Annotated in this window: 19 protein-coding genes, 1 rRNA gene and 1 pseudogene; 5 read left to right on the forward strand and 16 right to left on the reverse strand. The window is 61.0% G+C overall.

The features are described from left to right. Positions 1–100: 100 nt before the first annotated feature. The 3 genes from HU806_RS15445 to HU806_RS15455 are packed head-to-tail and all read right to left on the reverse strand — an operon-like array spanning position 101 to position 3,803. Entirely contained in the window at positions 101–1,567 is a 1,467-nt protein-coding gene (locus HU806_RS15445; protein ID WP_186612204.1) for an N-acyl-D-amino-acid deacylase family protein, read from the reverse strand. Between the two features lies 1 nt (position 1,568). Next, positions 1,569–2,429: a MurR/RpiR family transcriptional regulator gene (locus HU806_RS15450; protein WP_186612205.1), complete on the reverse strand. Its 861-nt coding sequence runs from the start codon at positions 2,427–2,429 to the stop codon at positions 1,569–1,571. A gap of 24 nt (positions 2,430–2,453) precedes the next feature. Then, entirely contained in the window at positions 2,454–3,803 is a 1,350-nt protein-coding gene (locus tag HU806_RS15455; protein ID WP_186612206.1) for a GntT/GntP/DsdX family permease, read from the reverse strand. A 302-nt stretch (positions 3,804–4,105) separates the two neighbouring features. Here HU806_RS15455 and HU806_RS15460 point away from each other — a divergent pair, with 302 nt between their 5' ends. After that, on the forward strand, positions 4,106–5,551 hold the full coding sequence (locus HU806_RS15460) for a SulP family inorganic anion transporter (RefSeq protein ID WP_186612207.1): 1,446 nt from the start codon (positions 4,106–4,108) through the stop codon (positions 5,549–5,551). Positions 5,552–5,591: 40 nt separating this feature from the next. Here the strand turns inward: HU806_RS15460 and HU806_RS15465 are convergent, their stop codons facing one another. Continuing rightward, positions 5,592–6,503, reverse strand: a complete 912-nt coding sequence (locus HU806_RS15465) for a LysR substrate-binding domain-containing protein (RefSeq protein WP_186612208.1) — start codon at positions 6,501–6,503, stop codon at positions 5,592–5,594. A 195-nt stretch (positions 6,504–6,698) separates the two neighbouring features. Then, entirely contained in the window at positions 6,699–7,289 is a 591-nt protein-coding gene (gene mdaB / locus HU806_RS15470) for an NADPH:quinone oxidoreductase MdaB (protein ID WP_186612209.1), read from the reverse strand. 199 nt (positions 7,290–7,488) lie between these two features. On the opposite strand from mdaB, the gene HU806_RS15475 reads away from it, so the two are divergent. Beyond that, positions 7,489–7,803: a putative quinol monooxygenase gene (locus HU806_RS15475; RefSeq protein WP_186612210.1), complete on the forward strand. Its 315-nt coding sequence runs from the start codon at positions 7,489–7,491 to the stop codon at positions 7,801–7,803. Here HU806_RS15475 and HU806_RS15480 read toward each other — a convergent pair. Beyond that, a complete protein-coding gene (locus HU806_RS15480; RefSeq protein ID WP_186612211.1) occupies positions 7,793–8,557 on the reverse strand; it encodes a sulfite exporter TauE/SafE family protein in 765 nt (254 codons plus the stop codon). The two genes, HU806_RS15475 and HU806_RS15480, sit on opposite strands and share 11 nt — an antisense overlap. A gap of 86 nt (positions 8,558–8,643) precedes the next feature. Here HU806_RS15480 and HU806_RS15485 point away from each other — a divergent pair, with 86 nt between their 5' ends. Beyond that, on the forward strand, positions 8,644–9,525 hold the full coding sequence (locus HU806_RS15485; RefSeq protein WP_186612212.1) for a LysR substrate-binding domain-containing protein: 882 nt from the start codon (positions 8,644–8,646) through the stop codon (positions 9,523–9,525). A gap of 97 nt (positions 9,526–9,622) precedes the next feature. Further along, complete coding sequence (locus tag HU806_RS15490; protein ID WP_003177747.1) at positions 9,623–9,967, forward strand: cupin domain-containing protein; 345 nt, start codon at positions 9,623–9,625, stop codon at positions 9,965–9,967. Positions 9,968–10,034: 67 nt separating this feature from the next. On the opposite strand, the gene mmsB is transcribed toward HU806_RS15490, so the two are convergent. Both mmsB and HU806_RS15500 read right to left on the reverse strand, forming a co-directional pair. Further along, positions 10,035–10,931: a 3-hydroxyisobutyrate dehydrogenase gene (gene mmsB / locus HU806_RS15495; protein WP_186612213.1), complete on the reverse strand. Its 897-nt coding sequence runs from the start codon at positions 10,929–10,931 to the stop codon at positions 10,035–10,037. Between the two features lie 10 nt (positions 10,932–10,941). Beyond that, positions 10,942–12,468 (reverse strand): CoA-acylating methylmalonate-semialdehyde dehydrogenase, encoded by a 1,527-nt coding sequence (locus tag HU806_RS15500; protein ID WP_186612214.1) that lies wholly within the window; start codon positions 12,466–12,468, stop codon positions 10,942–10,944. Positions 12,469–12,604: 136 nt separating this feature from the next. On the opposite strand from HU806_RS15500, the gene HU806_RS15505 reads away from it, so the two are divergent. Continuing rightward, positions 12,605–13,552 (forward strand): LysR family transcriptional regulator, encoded by a 948-nt coding sequence (locus HU806_RS15505; protein ID WP_186612215.1) that lies wholly within the window; start codon positions 12,605–12,607, stop codon positions 13,550–13,552. On the opposite strand, the gene yfiB is transcribed toward HU806_RS15505, so the two are convergent. From yfiB to rrf, 8 genes and pseudogenes are all read right to left on the reverse strand, one after another. Next, entirely contained in the window at positions 13,549–14,052 is a 504-nt protein-coding gene (gene yfiB, locus HU806_RS15510; protein WP_186612216.1) for an outer membrane lipoprotein YfiB, read from the reverse strand. The genes HU806_RS15505 and yfiB overlap by 4 nt on opposite strands. A gap of 4 nt (positions 14,053–14,056) precedes the next feature. After that, complete coding sequence (dgcN, locus tag HU806_RS15515) at positions 14,057–15,325, reverse strand: diguanylate cyclase DgcN/YfiN (RefSeq protein ID WP_186612217.1); 1,269 nt, start codon at positions 15,323–15,325, stop codon at positions 14,057–14,059. Then, complete coding sequence (gene yfiR, locus HU806_RS15520) at positions 15,322–15,897, reverse strand: regulatory sequestration protein YfiR (protein ID WP_186612218.1); 576 nt, start codon at positions 15,895–15,897, stop codon at positions 15,322–15,324. Before yfiR ends, dgcN begins: the two co-directional genes overlap by 4 nt. A 134-nt stretch (positions 15,898–16,031) precedes the next feature. Beyond that, positions 16,032–18,128 (reverse strand): exodeoxyribonuclease V subunit alpha, encoded by a 2,097-nt coding sequence (gene recD, locus HU806_RS15525; protein WP_186612219.1) that lies wholly within the window; start codon positions 18,126–18,128, stop codon positions 16,032–16,034. Continuing rightward, positions 18,125–21,814 carry an exodeoxyribonuclease V subunit beta gene (recB, locus tag HU806_RS15530; RefSeq protein ID WP_186612220.1) on the reverse strand — a complete coding sequence of 1,230 codons (3,690 nt, stop codon included), beginning with the start codon at positions 21,812–21,814 and terminating at the stop codon, positions 18,125–18,127. The genes recD and recB overlap by 4 nt, the downstream gene beginning before the upstream one ends. Then, a complete protein-coding gene (gene recC, locus HU806_RS15535; protein ID WP_186612221.1) occupies positions 21,811–25,263 on the reverse strand; it encodes an exodeoxyribonuclease V subunit gamma in 3,453 nt (1,150 codons plus the stop codon). The genes recB and recC overlap by 4 nt, the downstream gene beginning before the upstream one ends. A gap of 197 nt (positions 25,264–25,460) precedes the next feature. After that, positions 25,461–26,277: pseudogene (locus HU806_RS15540) on the reverse strand (reverse transcriptase domain-containing protein); the annotation flags it as partial. A gap of 244 nt (positions 26,278–26,521) precedes the next feature. Next, positions 26,522–26,610: ribosomal RNA gene (rrf, locus tag HU806_RS15550) — 5S ribosomal RNA — on the reverse strand; the annotation flags it as partial.

Raw genomic sequence — 26,610 nt, forward strand, 5'->3', positions numbered from 1 at the left:
ACCCCAATGCTTCGGCCTTGATTCCGGCTTCTTTAGTGTCGCAATGCCATTATTGTGGCGTCAATTAAAGCAAAATCAGCTGCTTAACCGCCTCCAATCGCTATAAAACAGCTGAAAATCCTTGGCGCAAATCACCTTCACGCGCCAGGAACCGTCCCGCCCTTTGTCCATTGGCTTGCCCATCGCGGTAACTCAGGGCGCCGTTGACCCAAACGCCATCAATGCCCTCAGCGGCCCTTTGCGGTTCGTTGAAGTCGGCAACGTCGCGAATGGTCTGGCGGTTGAACAACACCAGGTCCGCCCAATGTCCTTCACGCACTTCACCACGGCCCTTCAAGCCGAAGCGCGCCGCTGAAAGCCCGGTCATTTTGTGCACGGCCGTGTGCAATGGAAAAAGCCCGATATCTCGACTGAAATGTCCGAGCACCCGTGGGAAAGCGCCCCACAAGCGTGGATGGGGAAACGGGTCCTCGGGCAGACCGTCGGAGCCGACCATGGACAGCGGGTGAGCAAGGATTCGTCTTACGTCGCTTTCGTCCATGCCGTAATAAACGGCGCCGGCCGGTTGCAGGCGGCGCGCCGCTTCCATCAGCGGCACGTCCCATTCGGCGGCGATGTTCATTAGATCCCGACCGCCCATGTGCGGATGTGGCGTCGACCAGGTGATGGTGATGCGATGGGCATCGGTCACTTGCTTGAGGTCCAGGGTGGACGAGCTCGCCGCGTAGGGATAGCAGTCGCAACCGACAGGATGGTTCTTCGCGGCATTTTCCAGGGCGGCGAGCACCTGTGGACTACGGCCCCAATTTCCCGCGCCCGCGCATTTGAGGTGGGAAATGATCACTGGGCTGCGTGCGTGACGGCCTATCTGGAACGCCTCGTCCATGGCTTCCAACACCGGCTCGAACTCGCTGCGCAGATGGGTGGTGTAGACCGCACCGAACGCGGCCAACTCTTCGCTCAGTTGCATGACCTCATCGGTGGACGCGCAAAACGCGTTGGCGTAGGCCAGGCCGGTGGACAGCCCCAGCGCACCGTCCTCCAGGCTTTCGCGCAACTGCTCACGCATGGCGGCGATTTCTCCTGCGCTGGCGGTGCGCAGCAGATCGTCCAGATAATTACTGCGCAAGGCCGTGTGTCCGACCAGCGCAGCCACGTTGACCGCCGGAGCGGCGGCCTCCACCGCCGAACGATAATCACCGAAGCGCGGGTAGGCGAACGCGCTGGCGGTGCCAAGCAGGTTCATCGGGTCCGGCGGATCGCCGCGCAGGCTGACCGGCGAGGCGCTGATCCCGCAATTGCCGACAATCACCGTGGTCACACCCTGGCTGAGTTTGGGCAGCATTTGCGGCTGGCGTATCACCACCGTATCGTCGTGGGTGTGCACGTCGATAAACCCCGGCGCCAGCACACGGCCGGCGGCGTCGATTTCCTCAGTCGCCCGGGCATCGCGCAGATCGCCGATGCGCGCGATGCGAGCGGCACGGATCGCCACGTCGGCGTGGTAGCCGGGCCTGTCGGTGCCATCGATCACCAGGGCGTTGCGGATGAGCGTGTCGTACTGCATGTCAGTCTCCCAGCGGCAAATCGTCATCGCCGCCGCGGTAGTCGTCCAAGGCGAGCTTGACCCGCCGCAGACGCTCTTGATTATCTTCAGGATGGGCCAGCGCCAGTTCAGTGGCGAGCACATCGATGGCCAGCAGCATGCCGTAGCGCGCCGCCGTCGGTTTATAGATGAAAGAGGTTTCGGCACCCTGAAGCGGCAACAGCACATCGGCCAGGCGGGCCAGGGGCGAGTCGGTGCGGGTGATCGCCAGGATCGCTGCGCCGTAGCTGCGGGCCAACTCGACCGCACCCAACAGTTCCGGGGTGATACCGGTCAGTGAGCAGGCAATGACCAGATGCTGGTCGCTCAACGAAGTGGCAGTGATGCGCATCATCACCGGGTCGCGGCACGCGGCGATCGGATAACCGAAACGCACCAGGCGCACCTGCAATTCTTCGCTGCACAACGCCGACCAGCCACCGAGCCCGAACGCGTGAATCATCCGCGCTTTACCGATCATGCGCGCCGCGTCGCCGAACCGTGACTCCTCGAACGCGGACAAGTGCTGGCGCAGGGTCGACTCGATATCACCAACGATCTGCCCATAAAAAGCCGATTGTTCGGGCGCGCCGGTGGGGTCGAGGAAGCGGCTGCCAACGCCGCTGGCCTGGGCCAGTTGCAGGCGTAGATCGCGCAGGTCCCGGCAGCCGACCGTCCGGGCAAAGCGCGACAGCGTGGCGCTGCTGACGTCGGCGCGCTGGGCCAGTTCATCCAGGCTGGCGGAGGCGGCAAAGCCGACGTCGTCGAGCATCAGCCGGGCGATTCGTCCTTCCCCGGCGCTGAAGGAATCCTGACGGGAGCGGATCTGATAAAGAATGTCCATGACGGCACCTCTGTTGGAGCGCGCTCAGAGCACGCGCGCAAGCCCGAGGGTCAGGCCGAACGCGACCAGGGAGATCAGCGTTTCGAGCACGGTCCAGGTCTTGAAGGTTTGCGTGACGGTCATATTGAAGTATTCCTTGATCAGCCAGAAGCCACCGTCGTTGACGTGGGAAAAGATAACCGACCCAGCGCCGGTCGCCAGCACCAGCAACTCGGGATGGGGGTAACCCAGGCCGATCGCCACGGGGGCGACGATGCCCGACGCCGTAGTCATTGCCACCGTGGCCGAGCCCGTGGCGACGCGCATCAACGCGGCGAACAACCAGCCCATGACCAGCGGTGACAATTGGAACTCCTGGGCCAGGCCAACGATTTGCTGGGTCACCCCGGCGTCCACCAGGATCCGGTTCAAACCACCGCCCGCGCCGACCAGCAAGGTGATGCTGGCCGTCGGCGCCAGGCATTCGTTGGTGAATTTGAGGATCGATTCGCGGTTGAAGCCCTGGGCCAGGCCCAGGGTCCAGAAGCTTAGGATCGTCGCTAGCAGCAAGGCGATCACCGAGTTGCCGATGAACAGCAAAAATTGGTTGAAGCCGCTGCCCGGTGTGGAGATCAGGTTGGCCCAGCCGCCGATCAGCATCAGGACCACCGGCAGCAAAATCGTGCCAAGCGTCAGACCAAAACCTGGCAGGTTGGCTCGGGGTTCGCGCTCAAGGAATTGCCGCTCCAGCGGGTTATCCGCCGGCAGTTGGATACGTGGCACGATGAATTTGGCGTACAGGGGACCTGCGATGATCGCGGTGGGAATGCCGATCAGAATCGCGTACAGCAAGGTCTGTCCCACCGAGGCCTGGAACGCCTGCACCGCCAGCATCGCCGCCGGATGCGGCGGCACCAGCGCATGAACCACCGAGAGCCCGGCGACCATCGGCAGCCCCACCATCAGGATCGACACACCGACACGCCTGGCGATAGTAAAGGCGATGGGCACCAGCAGCACGAAGCCGACCTCGAAAAATAATGGCAAGCCCACCAGGAACGCGATGCAGACCATTGCCCAGTGAGCGTTACGCTCGCCGAAGCGCTCGATCAGCGTCTGCGCCATCCGCTCCGCTCCGCCGGACTCGGCCATCATCTTGCCGAGCATCGTGCCCAATGCGACCACCAACGCGATGTGCCCCAACGTTTTGCCCACGCCCGCCTCGTAGGCGCCGACGACGCTGGACGGCGGCATCCCTGCCAGCAGCGCCAGGCCGATGGAAACCAGGGTAATCACGATGAAGGGATTCAACCGATAGCGGGCGATCAGGACGATCAACGCAATGATCGCGATGGCCGCATAGACCAACAGCCAATAACCGAAAGCAGGTGCCATGCGTTACTCCTCGAATGGGGTCACGTCGATGTGTTGTGAAACTCATAAATCATTTCGACGACGATTCTTCAAACCCATTGAAAGTAATTTTCGTACGCAGACAAGAAATGTCGCTGACGGATATCGCGACGCGGCGTGGATGAAAATTCCTCGCGAGACTTTCATTGCCCGTGTGGCGAGGAAATCTATCCCCTCGCCACAGATGGCTGGCCGCCCGCCCCTCAATTCCGTACCATCGCCCCCCTGCTTTTTTGCTCCATTCCAGGCAGCCGACTCTCAACCGGCGCCCAGTCAGGTAAACCATGAAACCAGCACGTCTTCGCGCCGACGCCCTTGCCGGCCTCACCACTTCTTTCGCCTTGCTGCCCGAATGCATCGCCTTCGCCTTGGTGGCCCACCTCAATCCGCTGATGGGGCTGTATGGCGCGTTTATCATCTGCACGCTGACCGCCCTGTTCGGCGGACGCCCCGGCATGGTGTCGGGCGCAGCGGGGTCGATGGCGGTGGTGATCGTCGCGCTGGTGGTGCAACACGGCGCGCAATACTTGCTGGCCACGATCCTGTTGGGCGGGCTGATCATGATGGCGTTCGGACTGTTGCGATTGGGCAAACTGGTGCGCATGGTCCCGCACCCGGTGATGCTCGGGTTCGTCAACGGCCTCGCCATCGTCATCGCCCTGGCTCAATTGGAGCATTTCAAAAGTGACGGAAGTTGGCTGAGCGGTACTCCGCTGTACCTGATGGCCGGTCTCGTGGCGCTGACGATGGTTATTGTCTACCTGCTGCCGCGCCTGACCCGCAGCGTGCCGCCGGCCCTGGTGGCGATCCTCGGCGTTGGCCTGGCGGTGTACTTGCTCGGCCTGCCGACCCGCACCCTGGGCGACATGGCGCACATCGCCGGCGGCTTGCCGGTCTTTGCCTTGCCGGACATTCCCTGGAACCTGGAAACCCTGCAAATCATCGCGCCCTATGCCGTGGTGATGGCCATGGTCGGCCTGCTGGAAACGCTGCTGACCCTGAACCTGACCGACGAAATTACTCAAAGCCGTGGCTACCCGGACCGCGAGTGCGTGGCGTTGGGTGCGGCAAACCTGGCGTCCGGCCTGTTCGGCGGGATGGGCGGTTGCGCGATGATCGGCCAGACCGTGATCAACCTCAGCTCCGGCGGTCGCGGCCGGTTATCCGGCGTGGTGGCTGGGGTGATGGTGTTGCTGTTCGTGCTGTTCCTGTCGCCACTGATCGAGCGCATTCCGTTGGCCGCGCTGGTGGGAGTGATGTTCGTGGTGTCGCAACAGACCTTCGCCTGGGCCTCACTGCGGGTGATCAACAAAGTGCCAAAGAATGATGTGCTGGTAATCGTTGCGGTCACGACCATCACCGTGTTCACCGACCTGGCGATGGCCGTACTGTGCGGGATCGTCATCGCGGCGCTCAATTTCGCCTGGCAACAAGCTCGGGAGCTGTACGCCGACGCGCACCTGGAAGCAGACGGCAGCAAGCTCTATCGCCTGCACGGCACGCTGTTCTTCGCCTCGACGACGCCGTTCCTCAACCAGTTCGACCCGGCCAACGACCCGGACCTGGTGACCCTGGATTGCCGTCATCTGAGCTTCGTCGATTACTCGGCCATCGCCGCGCTGAAGACCTTGCGTGAGCGGTACAGCAAAGCAGGCAAGCACCTGCGGGTATTTCATCTGTCGGAGCGTTGCAAGCAGATGCTCAAGCGCGCGGGCGTGCATCACGACTGAGTCCAACACCTGGTTGGTTGATTGACCTGGAAGTCACGAGTCAGCCATGGAGTTCTCGCGAAGCGTACCCGGCGAGTTTGCCTTGGATGAAGTCCAAAAAGCACTGGATCCGCAATGCCAGTTGGGAGTTGCGGTAGTACACCGCGTTGATCGGCTGGCGGTAGCCGCTGTTAGCATCGGCCAGCAATACCTTGAGACGGCCGGCGCTGATGTCGTCGCGGGTCATGAAGTCCGACAAGCAGGCGACGCCCTGCCCTTGCAGCGCCAGGTGACGCACCGTTTCGCCGCTGGACGCGCTGATAGCCGGCTGGATCGGCCAGCGGTCCCCGTGAACGTGGCGCAGCGGCCACTGGTTGAGGCCGTCGTTCTGGGCGAAACCCAGCAGCGAATGCTCGGCCAGCTCGGCGACGCTTGTAGGTGTGCCGTGCCGCTTGAGGTACGCCGGGCTGGCCAGGATGTGCAACGGACTGCAACCCAGCGACCGCGCGTGCAGCGTCGAGTCGGTGAGGGTGCCGATGCGGATGGCAACGTCGGTGCTTTGCTCCAGCAAATCGATGATCAGGTCGTTGCTGTTGAGCTCGAGCTGGATGTCCGGGTAGAGCGTGCGGAACTCTTCGATGTGCGGAACGATGGCGTGCAGCATGAACGGCGAGGCGGCATTGATCCGCAAGCGCCCGGCAGGGTTCTTCTGGCGGGACGATAGACGCTCTTCCAGCTCTTCCATCTGGTCGAGAATGCCCTTGGCCTGTTCGAAGAAATATTTCCCCTCCTCGGTCAGGTCCATGCGGCGTGTGGTGCGGTTGATCAGCGTGGTATCGAGCTTGGCTTCCAGGCGCGACAACGTGCGGCTGACCGCCGATGGCGTCTGTCCGACCTGCTCGGCGGCGGCGGAGATGGATCCGCATTCGATCACGCAGACGAAGATCTGCAACTCGTCGGATCTGGCTTTCACAGACGTCCTCTTGTTGGAATGCACATCCAGTGTGAAGGATGCTTTTGTGGCGAGGGAGCTTGCTCCCGCTGGGCTGCGTAGCAGCCCTAAAAAGGCGGCCGCTGCGCGCCCGAGCGGGAGCAAGCTCCCTCGCCACAGAAGCCCGCTCGCCTTGGGTGCGGGATTGCTTTCGGGTAAGTCCCGATAGTAGCCGGATTACCGCGAAAGGCCGAAAACCTCAATCAAATGCCGCTCATACCGCGCCACATCCTCTTCGATGTTGGGACGCTTCATCACGTCCACGCAGAGGAACGTCGGCAGGCCGGTCATGCCGAGAAACTGGTTGGCTTTGTGAAAGGGGAAATAGACGGCGTCCACGCCCTTGGCTTCGAAGAAATCAGTCGGGTCGTCGAAGGCTTGTTGCGGGGCGTTCCAGGTCAGCGACAGCATGTATTGCTTGCCCTGCACCAGGCCGCCGCTGCCGTATTTTTGCGATGCGTCGGAACGGGTGCGACCGTCGCTGGCATAGAGGCTGCCGTGGCCTTCGGTGAAGACCTCGTCGATGTATTTCTTCACGGTCCATGGCGCGCCCATCCACCAGCCCGGCATCTGGTAGATGATCACGTCGGCCCAGAGAAACTTGGCGACTTCCTCCTTGATGTCATAGCCGCCGTCGATAAAGGTGGTTTTCACATCAAAACCGCCGCGGTCCAATACGCTGACCGCCGTGTCATGAAGAGTGGCGTTGTAACGACCGTCTGAGTGGGCGAATTGTTTACCGCCGTTGAGCAGCAGGACTTTTTTCATGAAGAGCCTCATCAGGTCCCCTGGCGTGCGCCATTGAGCGGGTGGCGAAGGGACGGTTGAAAATGATGGCGGCAGAGTATCGGGGACTTACGCGCGGAATAAGCACTGCAACAGCAAAACTGATTTGACCAATACGCAAAAATGAGCCGCTGATTGTTGCCGTAAAATCCGCTCAAACAGTCATTTCAGGACTCCTCCGATGAGCCAGCAGCACGGTTTTATCCTGTACGCCAAGACCCGTCCCGAACAAGCCGAAGCCTTCGAAGCGCTGTTTCGCGCCTACGTCGAACCGAGCCGCGCCGAGCCCGGTTGTATCGAGTACCACATGCTGCGCGACCAGCAGGACCCGACGCTGTTCATCTTCTATGAGATCTGGGCGTCCGAGGCCGACCTGGACGTGCATTCGGACTTGCCGCATATGAAGCAGTTCTTTGAGCAGCGCATGGACTATCTGGAACGCGACTTCGATATCCGCCGCGTCGACATGCTCAGTCGATCCTCGGCTAGCCGCTGATCAACAGATGGCCGCCAAGCACGCCGAGGCCGACGAAAAAGACCCGTTTGAACAGCACGGCGCTGATTCGCTGGCGCAGCCATTGCCCCAGCCACATCCCCAACAGCGCCGGCACCAACGCCAGCAGCGAAGCGCTCAACTCGCCGCCGCCCAGGGCGCCACGCCATAGCAGGCCGGTCGCCAAGGCCAGTGTCGAGACGGTGAATGACAGGCCGAGGGCTTGCACCAGCTCATCCTTGCTCAAGCCCAACGCTTGCAGGTATGGAACCGCCGGGATGACGAACACGCCAGTCGCCGAAGTGATCACACCGGTAAGCAGGCCGCAGAGCGCAGCGAGCCAGTGTTCGCTGCTGGCGTTGACCCGCAGCGTTGGCAACAACAGCCCACTCAATGCATACAACACCAGCGCGGCACCGAGCGCCCGCACCGCCCAGGCGCCGCCTACCATGCCGATCCACAGCGTGCCGAGACCGGTGCCGATGAAAATCGCCAGCAGCAGCGGCCATAAACGCCGGATAAGCGCTCGCAGATGCCCGCCAAACGCCAATTGCCAAACGTTGGTCAGCGTTGCCGGAATGATCAGCAACGCCGCAGCCTGCGTTGGCGCCATAGCCAGCCCGAGCAAACCCATCGAGATGGTCGGCAGCCCAAGGCCAATCACGCCCTTGATCGTGCCGGCCAGCAGGAAGGTGCCAATGACCAATAGAGACAGCGCCGGGCCGAGGTTCTGATAAAACGCGATAAGTGTATTCATGGGCGTATCCTGCGCCGCGAGCGTTTGCTTGAAAATCTGCCATATACTCAGGCAGCCTCTCTCCCTGCAAGAGGCTGGAGCTTTCCATGCACTTCGACCTCATTGACTTGCGGCTCTACCTGAACATCCTCGATACCGGCAATATCACCGCCGGCGCTGCCAACAGCCATTTATCCCTGGCGGCGGCGAGCGCGCGTGTCCGAGCCATGGAAGCCTCCCTGGGCATCGCCTTGCTCGAACGCGGGCGGCGCGGCGTCACCCCGACGCCGGCGGGCAAAGCCTTGGCGCAGCATGCCCGGGTCCTGCTGCAACACGCCGAGCATCTGCAGCAGGACTTGGGCGAATACGCCAAAGGCGTCAAAGGGCGGGTGCGGCTGTTGTGCAACACCAGCGCCATGACCGAATACCTGCCGGAGTTGCTGGCGAGCTTCCTCAAGGCCCATGCGAACCTCGACATCGATCAACAGGAATTGCCCAGCGCCCGAATCACTCATGCACTGCGCCAAGGCGCGGCGGACCTGGGTATCGTTTCCGACGCGGTGGATACCAGCGGCCTTCAGACCTGGCCTTTTCGCGACGACCCATTGGTTTTGATCCTACCGGCCGGACATCCCTTGGCGGACGGTCGCACGCCGAGCTTCAGCGAAACCCTCAGCCACGATTATGTCGGTCTGAACGCATCGAGCGCCCTGGCGATCCACCTGGAAGAACAAGCACTGCACCTCGGCTCACGCATGCAGATCCGCATTCGCGCCGACGGTTTCGACGGGGTGATCCGCATGGTGGCCCATGGTGCTGGCATTGCCATCGTGCCGAACGCCGCAATTGAGCGCCGCCCGCGCGAGCCTGCGTTTCATTGCGTCCCGCTGCAGGAAGCCTGGGCACACCGGGCATTGTTGTTATGCGCGCGCAATTTCGAACGTTTGCCCGCGTATGCCAAAGCCATGGCCAGACATTTGGCCGAGTGACGCGCGCTTCTGGACAGCCCGGTGTCGAGCACAGGCATCTGCCAGGTCTCGCGCCACGCTAGGGTGCAGGTTCTTTTCTGCCCCTTTCGGAGCTCACATGACCGCCCCCATCACCGTCCTGCGCGACACCCATCCGCTGCCCGTACTCGATGCTTGCAAATGGGAAAAACTCGAAGGCGACCCACATACCGTCAACCTCAATGCCTACACCAGCGAAGACGGCAGCAAGATCATGGGCACCTGGATCTGCACACCTGGCAAATGGCGTGTGGATTACGTGAAGTGGGAATACTGCCATTTCCAGGAAGGCTACTGCGTGATTACCCCGGACGGGATGGCGCCGATTCACCTGCGGGCCGGTGACATTTTTGTCGTTGAGCCAGGCATGAAAGGCACCTGGGAAGTGGTCGAGACCGTGCGCAAATACTTCGTGTTTGCCTGAAACAAAAAAAACGAGAGACCACCTGTGGCGAGGGAGCCCGCTCCCTCGCCACAAAAGCCTCTCGATATCAATGATCCTGTTGCGGCTTGCGATAGCTGTTCACAATCGCCGAAAAATCCTTTCCGCCTTCGCCCCGTTGGCTCATTGCCTGATACAACTGCTGCGCCACCGCCCCCAGGATCACTGGCTGACGGGCCTGCCGTGCGGCCTCGGTGGCCAGGCCCAGGTCTTTGAGCATCAGGTCGGCACCGAAACCGCCGGTGTAACCTCGCGTCGCCGGAGCTGTCTCGATCACGCCGGGCCATGGGTTATAGGTGTCCGAGCTCCAGCAACGACCCGTCGAGCTGTTGATGATGCCGGCCAGCACTTGCGTGTCGATCCCCAAGGCATCACCGAGCGCCATGGCTTCGCTGACGCCGACCATGGAAATCCCCAGCAGCAGGTTGTTGCAGATCTTGGCGATCTGCCCGGTGCCGACGTCGCCGCAGTGCACGATGTTGCGGCCCATTTGCCCCAGCACAGGCTGCAAGGTCGCGAACAATTCAGGCGTGGCGCCCACCATGAAGGTCAGGGTGCCCGCCGCCGCGCCGCCGGTGCCGCCCGAGACAGGCGCATCGGCCATGGCCACGCCTTGCCTGGCAGCGGCAGCCGCTACGTCGCGGGCGGTTTGCGGATCGATGGTGCTGCAATCCACCGCCGGCGTGCCGGCGGCGATGCCAGCGAGCACGCCGTCCTCACCGAGCCAGACACTGCGCACATGAGCGGCAGCCGGAAGCATGGTAATGACCAGCGCCGCGCCTTGCGCCGCATCACGAGGCGAGGCGCTGATGGTGCCGCCCAATGCCGCGAGCTCGGCCAGCACGGTCTGGTTCAGGTCGAACAGATTCAGCGAATGGCCGGCCTTGAGCAGGTTGCGCGCCATCGGCGCGCCCATGTTGCCCAGGCCGATAAATGCGATATTCATGTCCGGCTCCTCAACGCAAATTGATGGTGGTGTTCACACCGTCGTTGACGCTGTCATCATCGAACCAGCGCGCGGTAACAGTCTTGGTCTGAGTGTAGAACTGCACCACTTGTTTGCCGTACGGACCGAGGTCACCGAGTTTCGAACCGCGGGAACCGGTGAAGCTGAAGAACGGCACCGGCACCGGGATTGGAATATTGATGCCCACTTGGCCGACGTCGATTTCGCTCTGGAACTTGCGCGCCGCCGCCCCGCTCTGGGTGAACAGGCCGGTGCCGTTGCCGAAGGGATTGGCATTGACCAGGGCAATCGCCTGATCCAGGGTGTCGACTTCCAACACCACCAGCACCGGGCCGAAGATTTCTTCGGTGTAGATGCGCATGTCGGTGGTTACGCCGGAAAACAGCGTCGGGCCAACGAAGTTGCCCTGCTCGAAGCCCGGTACGCTGATGTCGCGACCGTCCAGTTCAAGCTTCGCGCCTTGCTGCACGCCGCTTTCGATCAATTCGAGGATGCGTGCCTTGGCCCGCTTGGAAATCACCGGGCCGACGTCGGTACCCGGCTCGCTGCCCGCGTTGACCTTGAGCTTTTGCGCCAGGGCCTTGAGCTCCGGCAACCATTGCTTGGCCGCGCCCACCATCACCACGACCGAGGTCGCCATGCAGCGCTGGCCCGCCGCGCCGAACCCCGCGCCAACCAAAGCATTGAGGGTCTGCTCGCGATTGGCATCCGGCAGCACGACCGCGTGGTTCTTGGCGCCCATCATCGATTGCACGCGTTTGCCGTGACGGCCCGCCAAGTCATAGACATGGGTGCCGACCGCTGTCGAACCGACGAAGGAAACCGCCTTGATGTCCTTGTGGGTGCAGAGCGCATCCACCACGTCCTTGCCGCCATGCACCACGTTGAGCACGCCCGCCGGCACGCCGGCCTCGATGGCCAGCTCTACCAGCAACATGGTCGACAGCGGATCCTGCTCGGACGGCTTGAGCACGAAGGTATTACCGCAGGCGATGGCCATTGGGAACATCCACAGCGGGATCATTGCCGGGAAGTTGAACGGGGTGATGCCCGCGCACACACCGATCGGCTGGCGCAGCGTGTAGGTGTCCACGCCACCGGCGACGTTCTCGGCAAACTCGCCCATTTGCAGGGTGCCGATGGAACAGGCGTGCTCGACCACTTCCAGGCCGCGGAAAATATCGCCCTCGGCGTCAGCAATGGTCTTGCCCTGCTCGGCGCTGAGCACCGCGGCGATGCGCTTGGAGTGCTCACGGATCAACGCCTGGAGCTTGAGCATGATGCGCATCCGCGCACCGATGGGCGTCAGTTTCCAGGTCTGGAACGCTTGCTGAGCGGCGGCGATGGCAGCGTCGACTTCCGGCGCAGTGGCAAACGGGACCCGCGCCAGCACCTGTTGGGTGGCCGGGTTGACGATGTCATGCCATTCGCTGGACTGGGATTCAACCCACTCGCCATTGATCAACAACTTGACGGTTTGCAGAGTGGTATCGCTGGGCGTAAGGGAAACGTTCATGCCGGCCTCCGGGATTGTTCTTATAAGAGAGCGCTGGTTCAAAGACCAAGGTACACAGACACCTTGGTGACGAGACGGTTTTTGGAGTATAGATGTGCAAACTTCTAATAAGAACGCACATAAAAACCGGTCCATCATGCAAAAAAACATCACCTCCCTGGGGTCGCTGAACTGGGACGACCTCAAGTTTTTCCTCGAAGTGGCACGCACCCGCAAGGCCAGTACGGCGGCGAAACGGCTGGCTGTCGATTACACCACCGTGTCCCGACGCATCAGCTCGCTGGAAACATCACTGGGTACACTGCTGTTTGAGAAGTCCCGGACCAACGGTTTTGTCCTGACCGCCGAAGGCCAACGATTACTGGGTTACGCGGAGTCGATCGAAAGCACGCTGCACATGGCTTGCGAGCAAGTGTCGGGTTCAGGAGTGGCGCTGTCCGGTCATGTGCGCATGGGCTGTACCGAAGGCTTCGGCAGCTTCTTCGTCACGCCGCAGTTGAGCCACTTCGTCGATGCCTATCCGGCGATCTCCGTAGATATCCTGCCGCTGCCACACTTCATCAGCCTGTCCAAGCGCGAAGCCGACATCGTCATCGCCCTGGAACGCCCCGAACACGGCCCGTATGTATGCTGCAAACTGTGCGACTACCGGCTGCAGCTCTACGCCACCCAGCAATACCTGGACAACCACCCGCCCATTCACCGTCCGGCAGACTTGGGCAAGCATTCGTTCATCAGCTATGTGGACGATTTGGCGTTCAGTTCCGAGCTGCTCTACCTGGCCAACGTGCTTCCCGGCGCGCATGCGCATCTGCGCAGCACCAGCGTGATCGCGCAATACGTGGCGGCGCAGCAAGGCCGGTCGCTGGCAATCCTGCCGTGTTTTTTGGCCGCCCAAGACCCGCGTTTGCTGCCGGTACTGCCAGAGGAAATCACCGTGACCCGGCAGTTCTGGATGTACTGTAGAGAAGACCTGAGGAAGCTCAAGCGGATCACCCTGTTGTGGGATTACATCCGCGAGGTGACCGAACAGAACCAGCCATTGCTGATGGGCGCCAGCCGAGAGATGGTGTTCGCCGACTAGTCGGCGATGACCACGATGGCGACGCGACGATTCTCAGTGCGACCGTTGGCGGTGTCGTTGGAGGCGACTGGCTGGCTGCTGCCGAGGCCGCGTAATTGAACGTTTTCTTCGCGCATGCCGACGCCGATCAACACTTTGCCGACACTGTTGGCCCGTCGTATCGACAATTGTTCGTTGTAGGCCTGGGAGCCTGATGCGTCGGTATGGCCATCGACGCGTACGCGCTCGATACCTGCACCCAGCAGCGCCTTGCCGATCCGCTCGACGATCTCGGTACTGGCCGGGTTGAGGCTTTCCACGTCGCTACCAAACAGCACCTTGCCGGAAAGACCGAAGGCCCAGCCTTCGTCAGTCAATTTGAACCCCTGCTCCTTGAGGACCGCTATCTGTGCCGGGGAAAGCCCTTTCTGCGGTGCCGTCTGGCATGCAGTCAGGGTAAAAATCGCGATGCATAGAAATGCCGCGCAACGCAGCAGAGGAAAACGAGAATTTGTAAGCATGCAATCAGCTCCTGGTTTGAAGATCCGCGACCGAGTGCTCCGACCCCGCCGTGTGTTGGCCGCCTCGGGCGAGACGTTTGGCCTGATACATCGCCGCATCGGCGGCACTGAGCAGGGCGCCGGGCGTGGCGCCATGCTCTGGGTAAACGGCAATGCCGATACTGAGGGAAGTCAGGACCGAGGCATTGCCGGGCAATTGAATTGGCATCTCCATGCTGGCGATGATTTTTTCCGCGATACGTTCGGCGTCCTCGATCTTGTGCAAGGGCGACAACAGCACGGCGAACTCATCACCGCCCAGGCGCGCCACCAGGTCATCCTCTCGCAGCTGCGCGCGGACCCGGGTCGCGACGGCGGTCAATACCGCGTCACCGGCGGCGTGACCAAAGTTGTCATTGATGCCCTTGAAACGATCACTGTCCAAATACAGGACGGCCACTTGCTCGTCGAGCTTGTTGGCATTACGCAACGCACGGATCAGCCGGCCCTCGAAAAACGCCCGGTTCGGCAACCCCGTCAGACTGTCGTGGCTGGCCTGGTGGGCCAGGGTTTCGTTCTCGCTTTGTAAATGGGTCTGCCAGGATTCAAGTTCAGCGAGCAACGCGTTGAAGTCATTGCCCAGATTGTCCAGCTCGGCGATATCTGCCGGCGGCACCCGACGGTCCAGGACGCGTTCGCAGCGCGCGGCGTGAGCCACTTCAGCCAGGCTGCGCAGAGGCCCGGTGATCGCCCGCAACTGACGTCGCGCCAGAAACAGCGCGACCCAGGCGCTGATCGCCGTGCATAAAATGATCCCCGCCAGGCCGCTGAGCAGAAAACGCAACAGGCTGCCGCCATGTCCTGCCAGCAGGATCCTGCCGACATTCTGCCCTTGATGGACGATGGGCAGGCTGATGGGCTTTTCCAGGAAGGCCTTGGCGATATGCATTTCCAGCTCCGACAACAGGCCGGTTTCCGGTCGCTGCCAGTGGGCCAACAATCGACCGTGCTCGTTGAACACCTGGGCATCGGCCACTTCTTCGGTGTTGGCAATCAAGGCAAGCGCTTCGGTGGCGGCAGCCGCGTCATCGAACACCACGGCGGCTTCCACGGTGTAGTTGATGGAACGGGCGATGAGGTGCAAGTTGTGATCGGCATAGACACGCAAGGCAAGTACACCCAGCAACGTCAGGGAAACGCTGGCCATGGTGATCGCCACCAGCGCGACGATCAAATGACCGCGGCCGATGACCGAGCCCAACGTAGGACGAATCCGTGGTTTGGACGAATTCATGGTGCGGCAGGCCTGCGGCGTGATAGCTGCAGCACGCTCGGATGGATACGCACGCCACTGCGGGCCACCGAATCGAGATTGACCTCGAACGACACTTGTTCATCACCGACCCGCAGGCAGAACAGGCTGCCGACAGTGCATTGATCGCCGCCCTCGCTGATGCTCAACACCGGTTTACCGATCAAAGAGGCAAACAGGCGGGCGCGTTCATCGCCGGTCAGTTGGCCGATGTAGACGGCGTTGCAGTCGGTGGGAATGCTTGGATGGTCCGCCAGCACTCGCTGCACGACCACCGGCCGACCGGTGGCCTGGATGTTGCCTTTGACGAGATCGTCCGTGTATTGGGTCGGCCCGACGATGCACAGTTGCAGCTGCGTTGGCTCCACAGGCCAGCGAGCGTAGCTGAGAATGCCCATCACGACTTGCGCAACCGCCTCGGCTCGCAGGTCGGCTCGGGTCGTGGACGGTGGATCCTGAGCGACAGCAACAGGCGACAGCAAACACAAGAGAGCAGCAGGCAAATAATGCCGGCATCGCTTCCTGCGAACTGTCTCCCATAGCGTCGTTGTCATGGACAATCTCTTGGCTGTCGATACGAGCCGGAACGATAACACAGTGTCAAAAAGCCAGCGAGACGATGACCTATAGAGGCTTCCGACAAGAAACAGGCGTTTCATGGTCGAGACTTTGCACCGCTATAGCTTGATCATTCATTCAGCTGCTCCCATTCCAACATCAATCCGCTCAAGCGCTTGACCTTGCGCCGGACCGCTTCCTCGAATATTTCCGCCCGCGGCTCTATCAGGCTGAACCAGCGCTTGCCCCGGGTAATGGCTGTATACACCAGTTCCTTGGTCAATACCGGATTCAACGCATCGGGAAGAATCAATGCCGTGTGGGTGAATTCCGAGCCCTGGGACTTGTGTACGGTCATGGCGTACACGGTTTCCACATCATTCAAGCGACTGGGCAGTACGAAACGTACGCCACCCTGGCCATCGTTACGCGGGAAGGCGACCCGCAAGACCTGTTTGCCCGCGTCAGGCCCGTCACGCTCGGGCAGCTTGAGGGCAATGCCGATATCGCCGTTCATCAATCCGAGCCCATAGTCGTTGCGGGTCATCAAAACCGGACGCCCCTCGTACCACAGGTGATCATTTTCGATCAGGCGAGCCCTGAGCAGTGCGGCGGTGATTCGCAGATTCAGCCCTTCGACGCCCCACGGACCTTTGCGTACGGCGCAAAGCAGCTGGAACTCGTCGAATGCCGACAGGACATCCCGCGCCCAATCGGCCCAACAGTGATCTTCCAACGGGCGAGAAATGGCCGGGCGCAGTTGCCGCATTACGCTCAAATAATGCCGATATCCTTGTGGCCCGGCTGGCAGGCCGTCGAGCAACAAACGCTCAAGCGTCCCGTCGTGCTCACCTTTCAAGGCCAGGGTAAACAGGTCGTCATATTGGCCTTGCGACAACAACTGACGGGCTTGCTCAGGCTGTTGCGCATTGACCCTGCGAGCCAGTTGGCCGATACCACTGCCCTCGCCAAAACGCCGCGAATGCCTGAGCATTACCACTTGCTGGGCCAAGGGGTGAGCACCATCGAGGTCCTGCTTCAGGTCGCTGGCCGTCAGGTTTTCCCCGCTGACGGACTCGAGCCAGGCCAGGGTCTGCGGGCTGTACCAGCCTTCCTCGGCATCCCGGCACAAATCCCCCAGTACCGCACCGGCCTCTACCGAAGCCAACTGGTCCTTGTCCCCCAGCAATACCAACCGCGCATGAGCCGGCAGCGCATCCAGCAAATTCGCCATCATTTCCAAGTCGATCATCGACGCTTCATCGACCACCAATACATCCAGTGGCAATCGATTGCCCCGATGATGACGAAAATGTCGGGTACCGGGACGGCTGCCCAGTAACCGGTGGACCGTGGTGACTTCGCAGGGAATGCGTTCGCGCACGGCATCGGTCACATCCAGCGTGCGGACCTGCTGGCTGATGGACTCGGTCAGGCGTGCCGCTGCCTTGCCGGTGGGCGCGGCCAGGCGAATGCGCAGCGGTTTTCCAGCCTCGACGGCCGGTGCCTGCAGCAAGGCGAGCAGGCGCACGACCGTAGTGGTCTTGCCGGTGCCCGGGCCACCGGTGACGATGCTGAAGGCGCTCCGTGTCGCCAACGCACAGGCCAGTTTCTGCCAGTCGATCGGTGCTGTCTTGCTGGCCGGCCCGAACAACCCGGCCAGGCGCTCGCCCAGGTCAGCGGGAGCAGTTTCATGTTCGGCCAGTCGCTGGCGCAACGCCTCATCGATCCGTCGTTCGTATCCCCAGTAACGACGCAAGTAAAGGCGCTTGCCGGACAGTACCAACGGGCGTTGCTGCGCCTCCTCGCCCTTATCGACAGCCAGGGCTACCAGCCGGCTCGATGCCAGGACCTTGCACCAATGGGCCCCCTCCAGGGTTCGCAACACCTGGGACGGCAGCAGTGCCCCGCTTTGCAGGTCACCTTCCGGGGGCAATGACAGTGCAAAATCCGGCTCCTTGAGTGTCTCGAACAAGTCCAGGCAGACATGCCCGTGGCCCAGTTGATGGCTGGTGAGTGCCGCGGCAAGCAAGACCAACGGGTCGTCATCAGGCGCCAATTCATGGAGAAACGCGACAAAAGCCTTGTCCAGTGCCCGCAGCCAACCGCGCTCCACCCACCGCGTGAGCAACAGTAAAAGGTCATTGGCGTGGCCCAAGGGCGCCAGTTTCATCAGGCTCTCGTCATCGGACGCCTTGGGCAGCAGATCGGCAAAAGAACGACTCATAACAATTCTCCCTGCACCCACGCCGGCTCGGCCTTGGGTTCGGGCGCCCCTTGGAACAGGCGATCGAGTTGCTCGATAAGGATTCGTGGGGGTTTGGTGAAGTAAACGCCCTGGCTGGCTGCGCGCGTTCCGCGAAGGAAGATGTATAACGCGCCACCCACGTGCCGGTCGTATTCATAGTTGGGCAAGCGCGCCTTGAGCTGGCGATGCAGGGCCAGCAGGTACAACACGTATTGCAGATCGTAACGATTGTCCAGGATCGATTGCTCCATGGCCTGCTCGGTGTAGGCCGCATCATCGATACCCAACCAATTGGATTTGTAATCGGCCACGTAATAACGACCGTCGTGCTCGAAGGTCAAGTCGATGAAGCCCTTGAACATACCGTTGAGCAACACCGGCTCCGCAGCGATGCGAGCCACGCCACCATGGGTCGATCGGCAGACCAGGTTATCGAGCTTGAGCACGTCGACCTTATGGCTGGCGAACCAGAACTCCATCTCGACCTGGAATCGTTCCAACTGCCCCAACACCACCGGAGTCTGGTCCGCACCGCTCGGCAAAGGCGTTGTGATCAGGTGCAACAACCAATCGCCAAGCGTATTGATCCAGCCGTTCCAGCCCCGACGATTGCAGCGCCGGGCAATGGCGTCCTCGATGATCGCCGGCGTCGTTGGAAAGCCTTCGCCGGCGGCCCACTCCAGAAGTCCGTGAAGAAAAGTGCCAGGGTTGGGACCGCGGGGAAAGCGGTGGATATCGCCGCCGGCAGCGACAGCTTCCCTCGGCGCGTCCGGGTCGAGTCGCTCGTCATCGAACAGCTTCTGCGCCTGCGGATTCTCCGGTGCGGTGTCGCTACCCGCATTGAGGCTGTCACCGAAGCGTAATGCGCTGTAGGACGCGATCCACCAGTTTTCACTGGCCTTACGCTCGGGCAGCAAGGGCTCGAGCAGTAACGCGTCGTTGCGGGCAGGCCGGTAGTGTTCGGCGCTGGGCTGCGGCATCTCCAGGCAGTTCACCGCCTGGCTGCCTTGTTGCAGATCTTCCAGCCACCGTCCCAGTCCCATCGACTCGGTCAACGGCGCGCCTGCGCCGAGCAGATAACCCAGGGCAGACAGATGCAGGATCGAACGATTGTTGCTGCCGCGCTTGAGATCGGCGACACCCAGCCAACACGCATGCTGCGCGCGCGTGAGCGCTACGTACAAGAGGCGCAGATCCTCGGCCAGACGCTCGTCATCGGACTTGATAATCAGCTCGGGGGTAGGCGAGAGACTTATCTGCGCCTGGCCGGTTTCATCGTGGTAATGCAAAGGCAACCGACTGCCGTCGACCGGTTTCGTCGAGCAAATGAACGGCAAGAAAACCAACGGATATTCGAGTCCCTTGGATTTATGGATCGTAACCACTTTGACCAACTGCTCGTCGCTTTCCAGGCGCAGGATTTGTTCTTCTCCCGCTTGCCCGGTCAATGCCAGGTGTTCGCAAAGATATCGAATCAGCGCTTGTTCGCCATCCAGCTCGACCGCCGCCTGTTGCAACAGCTCGCACAAGTGCAACAAGTTGGTTAGCACGCGCTCACCGTCATCGCGCGTCATCAGCGCCTGGGGCAGTTTGAAATCGTGCAGCAGACGCCTCAGCATGGGAAGCACGCCTTGTGTGCGCCAGACCATCCGATAGCCACGGAATTGCATGACACGACTTTCCCAGGCCAGCTCATCCTGGTTGAGGCGTTCCAACTCTGTCAGTGGCAAATTCAAGGTGATACTGGCCAGCGCTGCCCGCAGCGGTCGCTCGACATCCGGCTCGGCGCAAGCCTTGAGCCAGGTCAGCAGGTCCCGTGCTTCCTGCGAGGCGAAGACCGAGTCCTTGTCCGACAGATACACACTGCGCACACCGCGAGCAGACAACTCGCCCCGCACGGCCTGCGCTTCCTTGCCATCGCGTACCAGAATGGCGATATCGGCGGGCAGAATCCCGCGACGCATTGTTTCATCCAGGACAAATCCGTCACGCCCCGACTGGCCACCGTTCAGCAGCGCCGTGATTTCACTGGCGCAAGCAGCGGCCATATGCTGTCGATACACCGCGCCGGAAATGGGCTGGTCCGAAGCCAGGTGCCAGATATTCAGGGCTGCCACGGCCTGTCCCGCGACCCGCAAAGACTCCTTGCGTCCTTGGGACTCGACAGGCAGGAACGGCACTGGATTGCTACCCGATGGCTCACGGAACAAGAAAGCTCCGCGCCCCTGCGGACGCGACTCGGCGCTCTGGAAAACATGGTTCACCGCGCTGACCATGGCATGACTGGAGCGGAAGTTCGTTCCCAGCGTATGCAACCGACCAGCCGTGGCTTGCCGGGCGCGCAGGTAGGTATAGATGTCGGCACCGCGAAAAGCATAGATGGCTTGTTTTGGATCACCGATCAGGAAAAGCCCCGTCTCGGGATCATTATCCTCAATGCGGTAGATGCTCTCGAAGATGCGGTACTGGACCGGATCGGTGTCCTGGAACTCGTCGATCAAAGCGACTGGAAACTGCTCGCGAATCAAGCTCGCCAGGCGCTCCCCGCCCTCAGCCTGCAAAGCCGCGTCCAGGCGCAACAGCATGTCGTCGAAGCCCATCTCCGCCCGGCGACGTTTCTCCGCTTCGAAGCGCGCCCCGACCCACTGCGCGGCATGCTGCAACACTGCGGCCTCCGGGGTAGGCAACGCATCCAGGCTGGCCTTGAGGCCCGACATGGCGTCCAGTCCGGGATGATTGGGCACCTCGCCTTTCCAGGCCTCTGCCATGCCCTCGGGCGTCAATCGCGTGAAGCCGGTGCCGATATCCAGGAGTTCGAGGCTTTCGTCTTCCACCCAGGCGGTGATTTTCTGAAACCACGGCTCGAAGTAACGGGCCTGCATCTTGCGCCCGTCGACGCTTTTATTGGCAACGCCCTGCCGGCAGATCTCTAATAGCTCCACGGCCCATTGGCGCCAAGGCGCCTTGAGATCGAGCAAGGCGGCGCTGCGCTCCTGCAGGGACGCGGCGATGAGTTCTGCAGGGGCAAGTCCATCGCCATTGCCGCGCGCGCTGGCAAACAACCCTCTAACTCGCGGCAGTAGCGCGGCGGGCCCGCCCCAATGAGTGCGCACCCAGCTCAACGCTTCGCCCTGCATCGAGTAGCAGAACAGTCGCCAGTAGTCGCGCAGCACCTCGCCGAGCAGTTCACTGTGATCGGTTTCCAAGGTCTGGGTAAACAGGCTGCCGCTGTCGAAAGCGTGCTCGCGCAGCATCCGCTGGCACCAGCTATGGATAGTCGAAACAGCCGCTTCGTCCATCCACTGCGCGGCAATATCGAGTCGGTTCGCACAGGCTGCCCATTGCTCTGCATCGAACTCGTCGCGCAACGCCGCGATCAACGAGTCCGGGGCAGGAATTTCGTCGCGAAAAAACCGCGCCGCCTCTGCCAGGCGCGTGCGGATACGCTCACGCAGTTCCTTGGTGGCGGCGTCGGTAAAAGTCACCACCAGGATTTGCGGAGGCAGGAGCTCGCGACCAAACCGGTTCTGCGGACCGCCATGCCCCAACACCAGGCGCAGGTACAGCGCCGAGATGGTAAAGGTCTTGCCAGTCCCGGCGCTGGCTTCGATCAACTGGCTGCCACGTAGCGGAAAGGCCAGGGCCAAAGGGATTTGCCGGCTCATGAACGTCCTTCCTCGGCGGCCAATGAACGCCACGCGGCTTCGATTAGCGGTCGGTAAAGCGCATCGCACCAATCGGGAAATGTTTCGTCAGCCATCAAGGCATCGAAGTCGGCATATTGTCGAGCTAGCGCCGGGCTTTCGCGTCGCTCACCTTCAAACGTCAACCCGTCGCCTTCATAGGCTTTTCGAGCCGCCGCCTCGGCTTTGTCCGGGTCGCCCTGGCCGAGCCAGGCGAAAGCCGTCTTCACCGCTATCGGTAAAGGCTGGCGCATACCGCTCTGCCAGGCTTGCAACAGATCGCCGAGCAGCTTTCGCGCAACCGTCTCCTCAAAAGGCGCCAGTAGTAAACTATCGTCGCTGGCGACCAATGCCGTCGTCATCGAAAGTCCGCTGGCGCAGGCTACGAGATGGTTGACCCAGGGGCGTATCAGGCGATGCCATTTGCGGGTCTTGGCAGAGCCAATGCTGTTCGGGATCGCGGTGATGGCCAGGACTTCACCATCGGATCGCTGGTGCAAGCCGCTGAGCCAGCCTTCTACGCTGACATCGTTCAGTTGCAGGCTGACAGGCAACGCGCTTGTCAGCGGGGTTGGCCATAACGCCAGGAGCTGCTGGTAACGCTGGAGCAGGTCAGGCAGCGGCTCGACCAACTCACGCTGCATGCATTCACCAAAACCAGCCATGGGTAACAGGCCGCTGTTCTGTAACCTCCTGGCATGAGCCTCCAGGGCCAGATCCGGTTGATCGAGGCGAACGAGCGCGGCCTCGAGCAGGCTGTCACTCAAGCTGTAGCGCTGCAGGGCATCGAGGACGAAGGGTTCGTCATTCGCCAGCGGAGCTTCAAAGGTTTCGAAAAATACCTTGAGCCGCTGACTGAAGAAATGACGGACAGGGTTGCGTAGGAAGTCCTGCAATTGACCAAGGGCCAAGGGTTCTTCCTGGACGTAGGGTGCCAACATTGGAGGCGTGGCGACCGGATCGTGGTTATGGTGAAGCGTGCGCCATTCGCTGGCATAGCTGAACAGATCATCGCCCTGATAAAAGTAACGGGCGCTGAACGGTTGCAAAGGATGTTCTTGGGTCAGTGCTTCGAGAAGCTCGCCATTGCCATCTGGCAATTGCCAGCCGCTGGCAAGATGGTCACGCAACTGGCCGATCAAGACGGATGCAGGCCGCTCGCTGTTGTCACGGATACTGCGGCCGACCCAACTGATATAAAGCTTCTCCCGTGCAGAAAGCAGCGCTTCCAATAACAGGTAGCGGTCATCCTCACGCCGGGAACGGTCGCCAGGTCGGTAGTCGCTACCCATGAGGTCGAAGTCCAACGGTGGTTGCGCTCGTGGGTAATCACCGTCGTTCATCCCCAACAGGCAGACCAGCTTGAAGGGGATGGCGCGCATCGGCATCAGGGTACAGAAATTGACCGCGCCGGCGAGGAAGCGCTGGGACAATCGCCCCTGATCCAGCCCGGCCAGCCAGGCTTCTCTCACGACCGTCAAAGGCAGCTCGTCATCCAGTCCAACCGAATCACAGGTTTCCAGCCAGGTTTCACGCAGGTCCTCCAGTTGGGCCAACAAATAGTCGTCATGTTCATTGCTCGCCAAGAAGAACAACTGCATTAAATCATGCAGACGCGAGCCCCAATCCTGGGGTGACGCCGGTTGGCTAAGCTCTTGATGGGCGACCTCAAGCGCGTCCAGCAGAGCAACCAGCGGACCGATCAATGCGGCGTCAAGGCCGCCGATTTCGTCATAGGGCTCAATGCCCTCGTAAGCCTGCGAGGTGCCGACCGCGTATCCCAGCAACATGCGACGCAGGCCAAAACGCCAGCTGTTCTGTTCAAGCTCCGCAGGCAAACCCAACCCGGCACGATGCTCGGCGCTCATTCCCCAGCGGATGCCGGCTCCCTCGATCCAGCGGTGCAGTGTCGGCAAGTCAGCCTCGTCGATGCCGAACCGCTCGCGCAATGCCGGGACATCCAGCAAATCAAGGATTTCGCTGACCGGGAAGCGACTATCAGGCAGCTTGAGCAAATGCTCGACGGCAATCAACAGCGGGTCGCGTCCACGCTGGCCCTGGTCGGTCAGCGTGAATGGAATGAAACGAGGGTCGGTCCTGTCGAGCTGGCCGAATACCGCCCGGATATGCGGCGCATAACTGTCGATGTCCGGGACCATGACGATGATATCCCGAGGGCGCAGGGTCGGGTCCTTGCTGAAATGGGCGAGCAATTGATCATGAAGGATTTCAACTTCGCGCTGGGCGCTGTGGGCAATATGAAAACGGATCGATCCGTCTCGCTCGGTATCGACCGCCGGCCAGTGTTCCCGGGTTTCGTCCAAGGGGCGCAATTCGAGGATGTCATCCTGCAGTTGGCTAAGAAGGGTCGTGGGATCACTCTCGCTGAACAAATCGATCCGTCCCTCGCGAAATACCGAACGATAGGTGTCTGGATCGTCATAACTGTCGAGGAGGTTGATGTAATCACGTCCTTGCTTCCCCCAGGCCGCCAAGAGCGGATGAGCATGCTGATGCAAAGTTTGCGGGTCGAGAGTGTCTGGCATGCCGGTCTTGCGCGCCTGCCGCTTGTATTGATGGCGAAGCAAATCCTTGTCGGCCACGATGTCAGCCCAATGGTGACGGCACGGGTTGTGGACACACAACAGAACCTGGCTGAATCGTGACAGACCGGCGAGAGCCTCAAGAGCTTGTGCAGGCAATGAGGAGATGCCGAAGACTATTACTCGCGCAGGCAGACTTTGGGGAGCGACATCCAGGCTATTGATCCGCTCAATATAGCGTTGATGAACTCCTGCTCGGCTTTGGGCCATGCCCTTCTCACCCACATCCAGCAACAAGGCCCGCCACAACTCCGCTTGCCAACAATTTGCCGGAGCGAGCGGCTTGGCTTCACCACGGACACTTCTCGTCTGATGTCGTCCCTGCGCCCAGTCTTCAAGCCAGTCGGCCCGGTATACCTGATATTGATCGAACAGATCGGCCAGGCGCTCAGACAGTTGGTATCGCTTGCGCAAGTCCGTGTCATGGGTAAGAAAACGTCGCAGGGGTTCGAAATGGGTTTGCTCGATCAATTGCGGAAGGAGGCGCATCAGCCTCCACGTGAGCGGAGCCTTATCCAGCAGCGACTTGGCCGGAATTTCGTCACGGCCAAGTACCATCCGATAGAGCTGCCACATAAAGCTGCCGGGCAACTGCACATCAATGGCAGCCGCAATACCGCAACCGCCCGTGTCATCGTCCTGGGGATCTTCCGCCAGTGCCAACTTCAGCCATTGGGCGATGCCGTTGCTTTGCACCAGCGCGATTTCATTCTCAAGAGGCCCCAGCGGATAACGCCGCATCAGGCTGATTACCAGGCTACGCAGCTCATCGAGGCGATTCCCATGGACCACCATGAAAGCAGGGGTGAGGGACGTCGCGTCTGGCATAAGGGCATCCTTGAAAAGTGCAAAAGCTAGGGCAGAACCTTAGCACTGTCGGGTGGCTGTGACAGCCAGGAGCTGTCCGTGTCTGTCGTAAGAACTTTCCTGCGGGCAATCGGCATAGGGGACGGCCTTTAACAGGCCGCTCCCCTGCCACACCACCCGGCATGCGGGTCCGCACCGGGCGGTTCGAGAGATTGAGGTCAGGAGAGGCGCGGTAAACCCATTCTGTCGAACCACGCTATACGAGTACTCGGTTGAGTTCACAGCGGCTGTTGCGCCACCAGCAGCGAGAGTTTCCCGCTACCTTACGGGCAACAGCCTCACTTGCTCCCAACTTGCGTAACTCCGATAGATCGTTGAACCGCGCCGCCACTGCTTGAGCTGGATCGCTCGGAGTCGGTGTCGTATCCACTCGTCCAGCTCTCGCCAGATTCGAGGGGTTTGTGACAAGTCAAAATAAGCCTTCCAACCCAGCAGGTAAGGCCTTAAACGGTCGACGACCTGTTGCAAACTGCGTCCACCTGAGCGCCGGGTAAGCCAGCGGATACGTTGTTTGAACTGCTTACGCGCCTTGACCGCTACCGCTCTCTTGACGCCTTTGGGCGACGCCCAAAAGGCATAGCCTAGAAACTTGCGACCGAACGCGCTCGCCACCGCACTCTTGCTCTCGTTGACGCTCAAGTGCAGTTTTTCATACAGACGCTTCAGCAGGACCATCACTCGCTGCCCAGCCTTCTTGCTGCGAACGTACACATTCGCATCATCGGCATAACGCACGAAACAATGGCCCCGACGTTCAAGCTCTCGATCCACTTCGTCCAGCAGCACATTCGCCAACAACGGCGACAGCGGACCGCCTTGCGGCGCCCCGCAGCGGCTTTTCTCGACTACTCCATTGATCTGCGTTCCCGCATCCAGATACGCCCGAATCAGCCGGATAACCGCCCGATCCGCAATCCGCTTGCGTAAACGATCAATCAAAATGTCGTGGTCGACCCGATCGAAGAACTTCTCCACAAGAGCTTTGCGGTTGCATGCCCGCTCGCCCTGATCGGCTCCGCCTTGTATCCGGTTCTTGTACATCGGCTCATGGCTTCGATTCACGCTTCCTCCCCACACTCGGTCGCCCTCATGCAGTTGCGCTTCACTTCGTTCGCTGTGGTCAGCTTACGGCGGGACTTTCACCCACAAGATTGCGCCCATGCTGGGCGCACAAACAAAACCCCTACCTGCGTCAGCAGATAGGGGTTTCGGAATTTAATCTTGACGATGACCTACTCTCACATGGGGAAACCCCACACTACCATCGGCGATGCATCGTTTCACTGCTGAGTTCGGGATGGGATCAGG

Origin of the sequence: Pseudomonas sp. SWRI154 (genome assembly GCF_014268645.1) — a bacterium.
GTDB classification, from domain to species: Bacteria; Pseudomonadota; Gammaproteobacteria; order Pseudomonadales; family Pseudomonadaceae; genus Aquipseudomonas; species Aquipseudomonas marvdashtae.

Excerpts from the sequence above, each read along its gene's own strand:
- HU806_RS15490 (WP_003177747.1), top strand. The coding sequence starts at position 9,623 with ATGACCGCCCCCATCACCGTCCTGCGCGACACCCATCCGCTGCCCGTA.
- mmsB (WP_186612213.1), bottom strand. The coding sequence starts at position 10,931 with ATGAATATCGCATTTATCGGCCTGGGCAACATGGGCGCGCCGATGGCG.
- HU806_RS15500 (WP_186612214.1), bottom strand. The coding sequence starts at position 12,468 with ATGAACGTTTCCCTTACGCCCAGCGATACCACTCTGCAAACCGTCAAG.
- HU806_RS15475 (WP_186612210.1), top strand. The coding sequence starts at position 7,489 with ATGAGCCAGCAGCACGGTTTTATCCTGTACGCCAAGACCCGTCCCGAA.
- HU806_RS15480 (WP_186612211.1), bottom strand. The coding sequence starts at position 8,557 with ATGAATACACTTATCGCGTTTTATCAGAACCTCGGCCCGGCGCTGTCT.
- HU806_RS15460 (WP_186612207.1), top strand. The coding sequence starts at position 4,106 with ATGAAACCAGCACGTCTTCGCGCCGACGCCCTTGCCGGCCTCACCACT.
- HU806_RS15485 (WP_186612212.1), top strand. The coding sequence starts at position 8,644 with ATGCACTTCGACCTCATTGACTTGCGGCTCTACCTGAACATCCTCGAT.
- yfiB (WP_186612216.1), bottom strand. The coding sequence starts at position 14,052 with ATGCTTACAAATTCTCGTTTTCCTCTGCTGCGTTGCGCGGCATTTCTA.
- recC (WP_186612221.1), bottom strand. The coding sequence starts at position 25,263 with ATGCCAGACGCGACGTCCCTCACCCCTGCTTTCATGGTGGTCCATGGG.
- recB (WP_186612220.1), bottom strand. The coding sequence starts at position 21,814 with ATGAGCCGGCAAATCCCTTTGGCCCTGGCCTTTCCGCTACGTGGCAGC.
- yfiR (WP_186612218.1), bottom strand. The coding sequence starts at position 15,897 with ATGACAACGACGCTATGGGAGACAGTTCGCAGGAAGCGATGCCGGCAT.
- HU806_RS15455 (WP_186612206.1), bottom strand. The coding sequence starts at position 3,803 with ATGGCACCTGCTTTCGGTTATTGGCTGTTGGTCTATGCGGCCATCGCG.
- dgcN (WP_186612217.1), bottom strand. The coding sequence starts at position 15,325 with ATGAATTCGTCCAAACCACGGATTCGTCCTACGTTGGGCTCGGTCATC.
- recD (WP_186612219.1), bottom strand. The coding sequence starts at position 18,128 with ATGAGTCGTTCTTTTGCCGATCTGCTGCCCAAGGCGTCCGATGACGAG.
- HU806_RS15445 (WP_186612204.1), bottom strand. The coding sequence starts at position 1,567 with ATGCAGTACGACACGCTCATCCGCAACGCCCTGGTGATCGATGGCACC.
- HU806_RS15505 (WP_186612215.1), top strand. The coding sequence starts at position 12,605 with ATGCAAAAAAACATCACCTCCCTGGGGTCGCTGAACTGGGACGACCTC.
- mdaB (WP_186612209.1), bottom strand. The coding sequence starts at position 7,289 with ATGAAAAAAGTCCTGCTGCTCAACGGCGGTAAACAATTCGCCCACTCA.
- HU806_RS15450 (WP_186612205.1), bottom strand. The coding sequence starts at position 2,429 with ATGGACATTCTTTATCAGATCCGCTCCCGTCAGGATTCCTTCAGCGCC.